We start from the raw sequence: 11,866 nt of genomic DNA, 5'->3' as shown, positions 1-11,866 counted from the left end.
AAGAGACTTTGTCAGGGCAGGCCCGGGGTACCTTGGCCGCGAGGCGCTCACCATCACTCCTTAGGCGGTGCTCAGGCATGCTGATGAACCAGTTCGACGCGTCGCTCTTCTTCTTCCTCGACATGGCGATGCTGCTGCTCGCCGTGGTCGCGCTGGGCATCGCCGCGTTCGCGCGTGAGGACGCCTACCGGGCCGCTGACAAGCAGAGCAAGATGTTCTGGCTGATCCTGCTGGGTGTCACAGTCGCGGTGGACCTTCTGCTCCCGATGCTGTTCTTGCAGCTCGCGGGGTTGATCGCGTCGATCGTCTTCATGGTCGACGTACGGCCCGCGCTCCGGCAGGTCTCGGGCGGTGGCCGTGGCGGTCGGCGCGGCGGTTCCAGCAGCGACGGGCCGTACGGCCCCTACAACGGCGGGCGCTGAGCAGCGGAGGCCAGCGGCCCAGCGCACAGGGCCTGGTTCCGGGGCCCCCGGGGTCCTCGCGGGTCGCTGGCGGCTCCACGCGCCCGCCCGGTGCGCGGCCGGCAGTCCGACGCGCCCGGCCCACCGGCCCGGCGCGTCAGGTCCCGGGGACAGACACCTACGAGCGCGCCCGGTCCCGGTCCAGCAGCAGTACGGCCAGGTCGTCCGTCAGGTCCCCGCCGTTCAGCTCCCGCACCTCGGCCACCGTGGCGTCCAGCAGCCCTTCACCGCGCAGTCCTGCGGCCAGCCCGCGGTTCACCATCTCGACCATGCCCTCCTGCCCCAGGCGCTCGCCGCCAGGGGACGTCCGGCCCTCGATGAGGCCGTCCGTGTACATCATCAGACTCCAGGCACCGCCGAGCTCGACCTGGCGGCGCGGCCAGCGGGCGTTCGGCAGCAGACCGAGTGCCGGGCCGCCGTTCTCGTACGGCAGCAGCCGGGCGGCCTCGCCCTGGCGGGCGATCAGCGGAGCGGGATGACCGGCCAGGCACAGGCCGGCCCGGCGTCCGTCCGGCGCGATGTCGACCGTGCAGAGAGTCGCGAAGATCTCGTCGCTCTCCCGCTCGTGCTCCAGCACCTGCTGGAGGGTGGACAGCAGCTCGTCGCCGCACAGTCCCGCGAAGATCAGCGCTCGCCAGGCGATCCGGAGCTCCACCCCGAGCGCCGCCTCGTCCGGGCCGTGACCGCAGACATCACCGATCATCGCGTGCACTGTGCCGTCCGCCGTACGGACCGTGTCGTAGAAGTCGCCGCCGAGCAGCGCCCTGGACCGGCCGGGCCGGTAGCGGGCGGCGAACCGCAGGTCGGAGCCCTGGAGCAGGGGAGTGGGCAGCAGTCCGCGCTCCAGCCGGGCGTTCTCCTGCGCCCGCAGCCGCGACTCGGCCAGCTTCACCTGCGCCGTGTCGGCGCGTTTGCGCTCGACGGCGTACCGGATCGCGCGGCTCAGCAGCCGTCCGTCCAGCTCGTCGCGGAGCAGGAAGTCCTGGGCCCCGACCCGGACCGCCTCGGCCGCGCGCTCGGCGTCCGCCTCCGCGGTCAGCGCCAGTACGGCGTGCCGCGGGGCGAGGCGCAGCACGTGGCGCAGTACCGCGAGCTCGTCCGGGGGGTTCCCGGAGTCGGCTGAGTTCCCACTCGGGACCCGGCAGGGAAGCGCGAGGTCGACGAGGATGCAGTGCACGTCGTCGGTGAGCAGCCGCTCGGCCTCGGTGAGATTGCGTGCGGTGCGGATACGGACCCGGGTCCCAGCGGTGCCCAGCAGCTCCGGAACGGTGAAGGTGCCCGCCGGGTCGTCCTCGATGACGAGGAGGGTGACGTAGCCGCCACCCTGCGTCTCGGTGGCCGGGTTCGCGGTGACGTCCGTGCCGGTGCCGTTCGCGACGGCGCGGTCCGTGACGGCGGCGAGCGGTGCGGCGACGGGTGAGCCGGTCCGCTGGCGCGGAACGGGTACGGGCATCGAATCGGTTTCCTTCCCTCCCCCCGGCGCGGCAGACCGACAAACGACGACCTGCCAGACGGGGACCATAGCGGTAGGGAACGGTGCAACGGAATGCCGTTCTATGAAGACCCATCGGCATATGCCGCGTATCGGGGCGTAGTTGCCTCAATAGTGATGACGAACGTCACCCCTTTGCGGTGAGCCGGGTCACGTCAAGGCGCGTGAGCCCGCTCACGCGCGGTGCGGCGGTGCCGATTTGGGGGCAGCCGTCACTATTTGTCCGGACGGACAACGCCGAGGATCTTCATCGAACCCGCGCCCGCGATGGTCACGTTCCGCCCCGGCCGCGGGGCGTGCACGATCGCCCCGTCGCCCAGATACATCCCGACATGGCTGGCGTCGCTGTGGTAGATGATCAGGTCCCCGGGGCGCATGTTCCTGATGTCGACGCGCGGCAGCAGTCGCCACTGCTCCTGCGAGGTGCGCGGGATGGTCCGTCCGGCCGCCGTCCAGGCCTGCGAGGTCAGCCCCGAGCAGTCGTACGAGTCCGGGCCCTCGTCTCCCCAGCCGTACGGCTTGCCGATCTGCGCGGTGGCGAAGGCGATGGCCGCGCGGCCCTTCGCGCTCGCCTTGCCCTTCGCCGCCTTGAGGACCCCGGACGCCAGCCAGCTCGACTGCGCCTGGTAGGCCGCCTGCTGTTCGAGCTTCAGCAGTCGTTCCCGCTCCGCCTTCTCCAGCTGCGCCTCGATCTTCTCGGCGGCGGCGATCTGGTCGTTGATCTCCTTCCTGGCCTTCTCCTGCTTGACCCGGTTGGCTTCCAGTTTGGTCCACTGGGCGCTGGCTTCCTGGGAGTACGCCTCCAGGTCGTCCTGGGTCCGGGACAGTTCGGCCATGAGGTCCCTGGTGGCCTTCTGGCCCTGCCGGAAGCGGCCGATGCCGTCGAGGAACAGCTGCGGGTCGTCGGTGAGCACCAACTGGGCCTCGGGCGGCAGTCCGCCGCCCCGGTACTGGGCGCGGGCGGTGGCGCCTGCGCGGGCCTTGAGGTCGGCGATGCGGTCCTGGCCCTTGACGATCGCCTGGGCCAGCCTCACGATCTCGGCCGACTGCTTCTTGGTCTGCTCCTCGGCGAGGTTGTACGCGTCGGTGGCGGACGTGGCTCTGGCGTAGAGACCCTCAAGCTCCAGGCGGATCGTTTCGAGGGACTTCTTGGGGGGGTTGGGAGGCGTCCCCGGTTCGGGAGCGGAAGGAGCCGAGAGCGCGGAAGGCGCGGCGGCACTGGCGGTCGGGGCGGCGAAGGCCGTGCCTGGTACGGCCAGCAACGTCACGGCGCAGACCACGGTAATCGCGGCTGCGGCACAGCGGCGTCGGTTCACAGGCTCCCCCTCCGGACAACAGCATCACGTCACGCATGGCGCACGGCACGTACTTCGAAACGTGATTGACCGTCAGTAACTTAGCTTCAACGACGCGATGGTGCCATGCCCTGTGGAAAACCGACAGGGGCGCCGACCGGGCCCGTTCACACAGTCCGCCAGTCAGTAAGTCAGTCCGTCAGTCCGTCGTTCCGTCAGTAGTCCGTCCATCCGTCACAGACGAATCAACGCGCCATCACGTTCCCTCGCCACCGGTGTGGCGGGCCGCTCAGCGGGAACTGGGAGCCAGCGCGTTCCAGTCCACCGTCACTTCGCCCTGCCGCCACCGCCGCAGCCCGTCGGTCCCCGTACCGGTCAGCGGCCAATCCGCCGCCAGGTCCCCCACCGTCCTGATCCAGCGCTGCCGCGCCCCCAGCGAGGCGTACGGGGCCGCCGCCGCCCACGCCCGGTCGAAGTCGCGCAGAAACGAGTGCACCGGTTCACCCGGCACATTGCGGTGGATCAGCGCCTTGGGCAGCCGCTCGGCCAGGTCGGACGGCCGGTCCAGCGACCCCAGCCGGGTCGCGAAGGTCACTGTCCGGGGACCATCGGGGCCCAGTGCCACCCACACATGCCTCCGGCCGATCTCGTCGCAGGTGCCCTCCACCAGCAGCCCGCCGGGCGCGAGACGGGCGCACAGGCGGCGCCAGACGGCGGCGACCTCGTCCTCGTCGTACTGCCGGAGCACGTTCGCCGCCCGGATCAGCAGCGGGCGCTGCGGCAGCGGTACCTCGAAACCGCCGTGCATGAAGCGCAGGCCCTCGCGCTCGTAGGGGCGGGCGGCCTCGACCCTCGCGGGTTCGATCTCGATACCGACGACCTCGGTACGCGGCTCGGCGGTACGCAGCCTTCGCATCAGCTCGAGGGCGGTCCAGGGGGCCGCCCCGTATCCGAGGTCCACCGCGACGGGCGTCTCGGTCGAACGCCGCAGGGCCGGGCCGTGCATCGCCGCGATCCAGCGGTCCATGCGGCGCAACCGGTTCGGATTGGTCGTGCCACGGGTCACCGCGCCCACGGGTCGGGTCGAGGGCGGGGTGGGGCGCGGCGGCATGGGAATGAGGGTAACCAGACCGGCGGTAACGCCGGAAACCGCGCGGCAGAACCAGCGGCGGACCAAGAGTGGCCCGTGTGACACGCCCGGCGCGCTTGGTAATGATTAGGCAAAGTGAATCCGCGAAGGGAAATGAAGGAGGGAGCCGCCGCTGTTGAGGGGCGTGCAAGGCGGCACCGGCCCTGCCGGGCCTGCCCGACGGCAGCTCCGGCGCTGGCCCCTCGGTCCGGTGTCAGCCCCAGCCCAGCCCCAGCCCACCGAGCCCGAGCCCACGCCCCGGAGAGGACGAGAGGACCGTTCACGTGAGCCAGTACGTGTCCCGGCTCGCCGGCGCCCTGGCGGCGCCCCAAAGGCGGCGGTTCAGCGGCCTCACCGGCCAGCACCGCGGCAGACCGCGCCGGATAGCCATGCTGAGTGTGCACACCTCCCCGCTGCACCAGCCGGGCACGGGGGACGCGGGCGGAATGAACGTGTACATCGTGGAGCTCGCCAAACGGCTCGCCGCGATCAACATCGAGGTGGAGATCTTCACCCGGGCCACCGAGGGCGGCCTCGCCCCCCTGGTCGAACTCGCGCCCGGTGTGCTCGTACGGCATGTGGACGCCGGGCCCTACGAGGGGCTGGCCAAGGAGGACCTCCCGGCACAGCTGTGCGCCTTCACCCATGGTGTGATGCGGGCCTGGGCAGGCCACCGCCCGGGGCACTACGACCTGGTCCACTCCCACTACTGGCTGTCCGGCCATGTCGGCTGGCTCGCCGCCGAGCGCTGGGGCGTCCCCCTGGTGCACGCCATGCACACCATGGCCAAGGTCAAGAACGCCGCGCTCGCCGTGGGCGACAACCCCGAGCCGCCGGCCCGGGTCATCGGCGAGACCCAGATCGTGGCTGCCGCCGACCGCCTGATCGCCAACACGGCGGAAGAGGCCGGCGAGCTGGTCCGCCACTACGAGGCGGACCCCGCCAAGGTCGCTGTCGTGCATCCGGGTGTGAACCTCGACCGCTTCCGTGTCGCGGACGGCCGCCGCGCGGCCCGGGCCAGACTCGGGCTTCCGCAGGATGCCCTGATCCCGCTGTTCGCCGGTCGCATACAGCCGCTGAAGGCCCCCGACGTGCTGCTGCACGCCGTCGCGCTGCTGCTGGACCAAGACCCCACACTGCGCCGACGCATGGTCGTACCCGTGGTCGGCGGCCCCAGCGGCAGTGGCCTCGCGAAGCCGGAGGGCCTCCAGAAGCTGGCGGCCACGCTCGGTATCGCCGATGTCGTACGGTTCTGCCCGCCCGTCGCCCAGGGGGAGCTGGCGGACTGGTTCCGGGCCGCGTCCGTTCTGGTCATGCCCTCGTACAACGAGTCCTTCGGCCTGGTGGCCATCGAGGCCCAGGCGACCGGCACCCCGGTCGTCGCGGCGGCCGTCGGGGGTCTGCCCGTGGCCGTACGCGACGGGCAGACCGGTTTCCTCGTCGCCGGCCACGACCCGTCCGACTACGCGCGCGAGCTGCGCCGCTTCGCCGACGACCCGGAGCTCACCGGCCGGATGGGCGCCGCGGCGGCTCGGCACGCCCGCGGCTTCGGCTGGGACACGGCCGCGGCGGCGACCGCCGATGTGTACGGCGCCGCGATGCGGGAGCGCGCGACGCGGGAACGCCGCCGTCACGTACGCTCCCACCATGGCTGACGTCGAGGAGATCTCCCGGATTGTCGAGGCGTATCTGAAGGACGCCGAACTCCAGTGGGAGAGCCCCGCGTCCGGCACGTACGTCGTCACACTCCCGGGCACCCGCAAGCTGTCCACGACCTGCTCGCTCCGGGTCGGCCGGCACTCCCTGTCCCTCAACGCCTTCGTCGTCCGCCACCCGGACGAGAACGAGGCCGGCGTCCACCGCTGGCTGCTCGAACGCAACCTCAAGCTGTACGGCGTGGGTTACGCGGTCGACCAACTCGGCGACGTCTATCTGACGGGGCGGCTGCCGCTCGCCGTCGTCACGCCCGATGAGCTGGACCGGCTGATGGGAACGGTGCTGGAGGCGGCCGACGGCGACTTCAACACCCTGCTGGAGCTGGGTTTCGCGACCGCGATCCGCAAGGAGTACGCCTGGCGGGTGGCGCGTGGAGAGTCCACGCGCAATCTGGAGGCGTTCACACGGCTGACCCAGCCCCAGGCCCAGTCTCAGCGCCCGGAGGACGCCTCTTAGCCCGCCCCGCCGAAGGCGCGCACCGTGCGCACCAGGCGGGTGATGCCGTAGCCGAGCAGCCAGGGCGGCACCGTGGCGGCTCCGACTGTCTCGTCGTGAGGGTCCGCCCGGTCGCGGGGGTCCTAGGCGATGGCCTCTTCGGGCTTCCCGGGCGACGCCGCGACGACGGTAACGCCGGAATCCGGCACCTCTGCGGGCAGTCCGCGCATCAGCAGCCAGTAGCCCAGCGCCGCCACCGTGCCGAGCACGGCGCACGAGCCCCAGAGCCAGTCGGTGCCGAAGCCGTCGATCACGAATCCCGCCATCAGCGGGGCGACGAGCGCGGCAAGGGACCAGGACAGGGCGTAGACACCTTGGTATCGGCCACGGCCGTGGACCGGGGACAGCCGGGACACCAGCCCCATCTGCGTCGGCGAGTTGACCATCTCGGCCAGCGTCCAGATGCAGACGGTCACTATGTAGACGGCGATCGAACCGGCGAACGCCGTGAGCCCGAAGCCGTATCCCGCCAGCAGCGCGGAGGCCGCCAGCAGCCGCCGTGGGTCGCGGTGCTCGATAAAGCGTGTCAGCGGGATCTGGAGGAGCACGATCAGCAGGCCGTTGGCGGCGATGACGGTCCCGTAGTCGGCCGGCGACCATCCGCTCCTGCCCATGCTCACCGGCAGGCTCACCGACCCCTGCATGAAGAGCAGGGCGATGAGGAAGGACAGCCCGGCGACACCCATGAACCGGCCGTCCCGCAGCACGGTCCCGAGCCCGACGGCGGGCTCCGGCCGCTCGTCCTCTCCGCTGGCGACTCTGCCGTCACCTCTGGTGCCGCCGCGCTCCGGCCTGGACTCGGGCAGCTTCGTGTAGACCAGTGCCGCGCAGACGAGAGTAAGCGCCGCCTCGCCCAGGAACCCCGCGAGGTAGCTGTACTCGGCGACGAACCCGGCGGCGACCGCGGAGAGCGCGAAGCCCATGTTGATCGCCCAGTAGTTCAGCGAGAAGGCCCGCACCCGGTCCTCGGGCCTGACGACGTCCGCGATCATCGCCTGCACCGCCGGCCGGGACGCGTTCATGGACATCCCGACCATAAAGGCGGCGACGGCGATCGCGACCGGGCCCGACGCGAAGCCCAGCAACGCTGTGGACAGCGCGGTCGACAACTGGGCGATCAGCAGCGTGGGCCGCCGACCCAGCCGGTCGGTCATCACTCCGGCGCCCAGCGACGCCACCACGCCGCCGAGGCCCTCGAGTGCGAGGACGAGCCCGGCGTACGAGGCGGAGTAACCGCGTCCCAGGGTGAGGTAGATGACCAGGAACGTCGCGACGAAGTTGCCGAGCCGGTTGACCAGGGTGTTGATCCACAACCACCAGAACTCCCGGGGCAGGCCCGAGACGCTCTCCTTCAGGGCGCGCCGGAGTGCGGCTGCGGACATGATCGTTCCCCCCGGACTGTGACACGTGGTAAGTGGCGTAAGGCCGAACGGCAACTTACCTGTCCCGTGTCCGGTGAGCTACTCAATTGACGCCGGACGTCAATCGTCGGCGGTCAGGGCCGTCGATTAGGCTCGGGGCCATGGCCGACGCGACGTACAAGCTGATCCTCCTCCGCCACGGCGAGAGCGAATGGAACGCGAAGAACCTGTTCACCGGGTGGGTGGACGTGAACCTCACCGAGAAGGGCGAGAAGGAGGCAGTCCGCGGCGGTGAGCTGCTCAAGGACGCCGGCCTGCTCCCCGACGTACTCCACACCTCGCTCCAGAAGCGCGCCATCCGCACCGCGCAGCTCGCGCTGGAGGCTGCCGACCGCCACTGGATCCCGGTGCACCGCTCCTGGCGTCTGAACGAGCGCCACTACGGCGCCCTCCAGGGCAAGGACAAGGCCCAGACGCTCGCCGAGTTCGGCGAGGAGCAGTTCATGCTGTGGCGCCGCTCCTACGACACCCCGCCCCCGCCGCTCGCCGACGACAACGAGTACTCGCAGGCCGCCGACCCCCGCTACGCCTCCATCCCACCGGAGCTGCGCCCGCGCACCGAGTGCCTGAAGGACGTCGTCGTCCGCATGCTCCCGTACTGGTACGACGGCATCGTGCCGGACCTGCTCGCCGGCCGCACCGTCCTGGTCGCAGCCCACGGCAACAGCCTGCGCGCGCTGGTCAAGCACCTGGACGGCGTCTCGGACGCCGATATCGCGGGCCTCAACATCCCCACCGGCATCCCGCTCGCCTACGAGCTCGACGCCGACTTCAAGCCGGTCAACCCCGGCGGCACGTACCTGGATCCGGAAGCCGCGGCGGCGGCCATCGAGGCGGTCAAGAACCAGGGCAAGAAGAAGTAGCTTTCGAGATCATGCCCCTGATCTGCGCTTTCGGTGCGGATCGGGGGCATTTTCACGGTGTCGTACCTCCCTGGGACCTCAGCCCGTGTGATCTTGCGGGCGGAGAGCCTGCGCGTACACCTTCAGCGTCAGCCCCGGATCGGAGTGCCCGAGGTGCTCCGCGAGGGCGCGCGCGCCCCGCGGCGCGTGGCTGCGGGGCGCCTTGAGGGATTCAGTCGACCTTCTCTCCGTCGTGCGTACCGCCCTTGCAGAGGTTGCCCTCCTCATTGATCGCGGGCGTTCCGCCGCCCTGCCTGCACTCACTAGGGGTGACGTCGGCTGGGGCAGCCTGTGCGGTGGCGGCGCCTGTGAGGCCGAGTCCGGCGAGGGCTGCCGTGGCGATGACGGCGGCGAAGATTCGGCGAATGCGCATGTGGTTTCCCTTTCACGGATTGTCCCGGTTCGGGTGCTGGTCGGTTTGATCTCCGGGGTCGGTGACGCGACCCGTCGGACAGGCTCTGGAACAGGCCGAATTCACAGGTGCTGGTCGGCGATTCGCGGACCTGTCCGCGCAGTCGGCCAGGGGCGCGCCGAAAGCAGTTCGAGTCCAAAGCCGCTGCCACGACCGCGAGTCACGCATCCTCGGCGCACCCGGTGATGCCCCGCAGCACACCCGGGGGAAGTCAAGCGATCAGGTGATCCTGACCGAGCTCCCGTCGGGGAGCACGCACGAAGAGCCGGCGTATGGTTGGTGCTTCACCGTTCCGCCCTGAGCTGTGCATTCTTCGGCCGTGATGGTCGGGGCCGCCGTTGCTTGGGCGGCGGCGCCAAAGGCCGTCATGCCAGCGAGAGTCGCTGTGGCGAAAGCGAGACCGATCAGTCGTCGTATACGCATGGGCCACTCCTCTCCGGTGCCCCCGGTCCGGTCCCTCTGAAGACGGCCGGTTCCTGAAGCCAGGGGCGCCCTACTACCCAGCATGGGCACTGGCTGACAGGCCCGCGAGTCCTGGCAGAGGTGGAGCGCGCCCCAGGTCGCGACGTGCTCCACCGCAAGGCCCGCCGCCGCGGCCGCGTTGACGGGTGCTGCCCCCGCACTGACGGCAGCCGGCGGATCCCCACAGCTCCGCACTGGCCACCCCTGCTGAGGGCCGCACCTCCCAGCTCCGGCCTTCAGCACGTCCACCACCTCACGGGCCGGGCTGACCGGTCAGCTCCCCGCCCCGGTGTCCCCACCGGCACCGCCACGCCGGCGGGTGGAGCGCAGGAGCCAGAAGACCCCGCCGAGCAGGGCGAGGGCTGCTGCCGCCGTCGCGAGGTGGGACAGTCCGAGAACATCGTCGTCGGCGAGGTGCGACGGGACGGCTCCGGCCTCACCGGGGCCGCTGGGGAAGGTGATGCGGGCCTTGTAGCGCTGCTCCAGCAGGCCGCTCTTCAAGAAGAGCGTCACATCCCAGGGCCCGTCCTCCACCCGGTCGGTGACGGTGACCGTCACGGGCTCGGACTGACCCGGTTTCAGGCTGGTGCCCAGCTGGACCGGGTAGGGGCCCGCGCTGAGATTGCCGGTGACCTGTTTCATCGTCATCTCGCCGGTGAAGTCAAGCGCCCTGCCACCGGTGTTGTGGACCCGGGCCCGGACGACCGCCCGGCCGGCCCGGTCACGGACCGCCGTCATCGTGTCGACCTTGAACTCCGGCAGCGGCGGGTTGTCGCCGCCCACCGAGAGGTAGACGCGTACGCCGGTGCGGTTGACCAGGGAGACCCCGGCGCCTTCGCGGCCGCTGACCTGCGCCCACACCACCCCGTAGCGCTCGCCGGGGGCCGCGTCGCGGGGGACCGCGATGGTCACGGTGCTGCGGGCGGTGGAGCGGGCCGGGATTTCCAGCGTGCCGTGGCTGACGCTGATCCAGCTGGTGAGCTCGTTGCCGGCACTTCCCGCGGCACCGATGAAGGCGCCGCGTCTGATGTCGGCGGCGCCGGGATAGACAGCGACCCGCTGCGGGCTGTCCGAGGCGTTGCGCACCTCGATGCGGCGCTGCACCGTGACCCCGGGCTTCAGGTTGTCGATGATGTACTGCCTCGCCCGGGGGTCGTCCAGCAGGTCCACCGGCACGTCCAGAAGCCGTACTCCGACGGTGCCGGCGTCCGGCGGAGCCGGGCTGCCGAAAGCGGCGAGAGCCGTGCTGGTGGCCAGGGCGATCGCCGCGGCCACCAGCACGGTGAGGGAAGCAAACTTGCGCACTGCGCCTCTGTTGTCTGTCGTCTGGCTGTCGGTCGTCCTGGTTCCCGCCGTCAGGCGACGGAGTGGGTGATCGTCGAGCTGTACGTACCCGCCAGGGCGTTGCCGGGGATGGTCAGCGAGATCGTCGGGTTCCAGGTGGCGGAGTTGATTCCGTTCACGGCGGTGGCCGTCTGCACCGGATTCGCCGGGTACAGCGGTTCGAGGTCGCTCGGGGTGACGGTGGCGGTGCCGCTGACCGAGGCCTGCGGTGTGTCATAGCTGCTGGAGCCCGGGGCGGACACGGAGATGGTCTGCGGTCCCGTGAAGTCCACCGCGTTGGCGGTGACAGTCCATCCGGCCGTTCCACCGCGGCCGTCCGTCACGGTCACATTGCCGAGCTGGCTGCTCACGGTCTGCGCGCTGCCGCTGACCGAGGCGGTACCGAGGTTCACGGGGCCCGTCGGCACGGCGATATCGAGAGTTCCGGAGGTGACCTGGACCGTCACTGGGGTGTCCGCCGCCGTAGCGGGTACCGGGAAGGCCAGCGTCACCGCTGCCGCACCGGCAATAAGGGGGCTGATGACAAGAGTTCTTCTCACCGTCACGACCTCGCTTGATCACACGGGGGGTGGGGCGATACCGCAGGAGGCGGTTGCCAGGTCGCAGGTTATGAGGACCATGATCATGTTGCTCGCGGATGACGGGAATGTGGCGCGTGATCCACCTGGTTGGGGGAGTTTCGCGGGCTGCCGGCGGCACATGAGGAGGGCCCCGCCCCGGGGTGGACACCCCGGGGC

11 protein-coding genes are annotated in these 11,866 nt (G+C 70.7%); 4 read left to right on the top strand and 7 right to left on the bottom strand.

Features of this window, described 5'->3' with window-relative positions:
• Positions 1-83: 83 nt before the first annotated feature.
• Positions 84-422 carry a DUF2516 family protein gene (locus ACFWI9_RS29730; protein ID WP_387166965.1) on the top strand — a complete coding sequence of 113 codons (339 nt, stop codon included), beginning with the start codon at positions 84-86 and terminating at the stop codon, positions 420-422.
• A 157-nt stretch (positions 423-579) separates the two neighbouring features.
• On the opposite strand, the gene ACFWI9_RS29725 is transcribed toward ACFWI9_RS29730, so the two are convergent.
• The 3 genes from ACFWI9_RS29725 to ACFWI9_RS29715 all read right to left on the bottom strand — a co-directional run bounded on the left by ACFWI9_RS29725 (position 580) and on the right by ACFWI9_RS29715 (position 4,359).
• A complete protein-coding gene (locus ACFWI9_RS29725) occupies positions 580-1,914 on the bottom strand; it encodes a PP2C family protein-serine/threonine phosphatase (RefSeq protein ID WP_387166962.1) in 1,335 nt (444 codons plus the stop codon).
• A 254-nt stretch (positions 1,915-2,168) separates the two neighbouring features.
• Positions 2,169-3,269 (bottom strand): NlpC/P60 family protein, encoded by a 1,101-nt coding sequence (locus ACFWI9_RS29720; protein WP_387166959.1) that lies wholly within the window; start codon positions 3,267-3,269, stop codon positions 2,169-2,171.
• A gap of 268 nt (positions 3,270-3,537) precedes the next feature.
• Positions 3,538-4,359 (bottom strand): class I SAM-dependent methyltransferase, encoded by an 822-nt coding sequence (locus ACFWI9_RS29715; protein ID WP_387166956.1) that lies wholly within the window; start codon positions 4,357-4,359, stop codon positions 3,538-3,540.
• 302 nt (positions 4,360-4,661) lie between these two features.
• Between ACFWI9_RS29715 and mshA the strand changes: the two genes are divergently transcribed.
• Both mshA and ACFWI9_RS29705 read left to right on the top strand, forming a co-directional pair.
• Complete coding sequence (gene mshA / locus ACFWI9_RS29710) at positions 4,662-6,032, top strand: D-inositol-3-phosphate glycosyltransferase (RefSeq protein ID WP_387166953.1); 1,371 nt, start codon at positions 4,662-4,664, stop codon at positions 6,030-6,032.
• Positions 6,025-6,549, top strand: coding sequence for a YbjN domain-containing protein (locus tag ACFWI9_RS29705; RefSeq protein ID WP_387166950.1), 525 nt, complete (start codon positions 6,025-6,027; stop codon positions 6,547-6,549). The genes mshA and ACFWI9_RS29705 overlap by 8 nt, the downstream gene beginning before the upstream one ends.
• Positions 6,550-6,671: 122 nt before the next feature.
• Here ACFWI9_RS29705 and ACFWI9_RS29700 read toward each other — a convergent pair whose 3' ends face one another.
• On the bottom strand, positions 6,672-7,970 hold the full coding sequence (locus ACFWI9_RS29700; protein WP_387166947.1) for an MDR family MFS transporter: 1,299 nt from the start codon (positions 7,968-7,970) through the stop codon (positions 6,672-6,674).
• A gap of 140 nt (positions 7,971-8,110) precedes the next feature.
• Between ACFWI9_RS29700 and ACFWI9_RS29695 the strand changes: the two genes are divergently transcribed.
• The gene (locus tag ACFWI9_RS29695) at positions 8,111-8,872 is read left to right on the top strand and encodes a phosphoglyceromutase (RefSeq protein WP_387166945.1); all 762 of its coding nucleotides are present in this window, start codon (positions 8,111-8,113) and stop codon (positions 8,870-8,872) included.
• Between the two features lie 211 nt (positions 8,873-9,083).
• On the opposite strand, the gene ACFWI9_RS29690 is transcribed toward ACFWI9_RS29695, so the two are convergent.
• The 3 genes from ACFWI9_RS29690 to ACFWI9_RS29680 all read right to left on the bottom strand — a co-directional run bounded on the left by ACFWI9_RS29690 (position 9,084) and on the right by ACFWI9_RS29680 (position 11,668).
• Positions 9,084-9,284 (bottom strand): hypothetical protein, encoded by a 201-nt coding sequence (locus ACFWI9_RS29690; protein WP_387166942.1) that lies wholly within the window; start codon positions 9,282-9,284, stop codon positions 9,084-9,086.
• 774 nt (positions 9,285-10,058) lie between these two features.
• Positions 10,059-11,090 carry a hypothetical protein gene (locus tag ACFWI9_RS29685; protein WP_387166939.1) on the bottom strand — a complete coding sequence of 344 codons (1,032 nt, stop codon included), beginning with the start codon at positions 11,088-11,090 and terminating at the stop codon, positions 10,059-10,061.
• 50 nt (positions 11,091-11,140) lie between these two features.
• Positions 11,141-11,668 (bottom strand): hypothetical protein, encoded by a 528-nt coding sequence (locus ACFWI9_RS29680; RefSeq protein WP_387166936.1) that lies wholly within the window; start codon positions 11,666-11,668, stop codon positions 11,141-11,143.
• Positions 11,669-11,866: the final 198 nt, after the last annotated feature.

The organism is Streptomyces sp. NPDC127084 (genome assembly GCF_042724175.1).
Lineage (GTDB): Bacteria > Actinomycetota > Actinomycetes > Streptomycetales > Streptomycetaceae > Streptomyces.
Note: the sequence above shows the minus strand (reverse complement) of the source record. Positions and strands in the feature narration are given on the sequence as shown.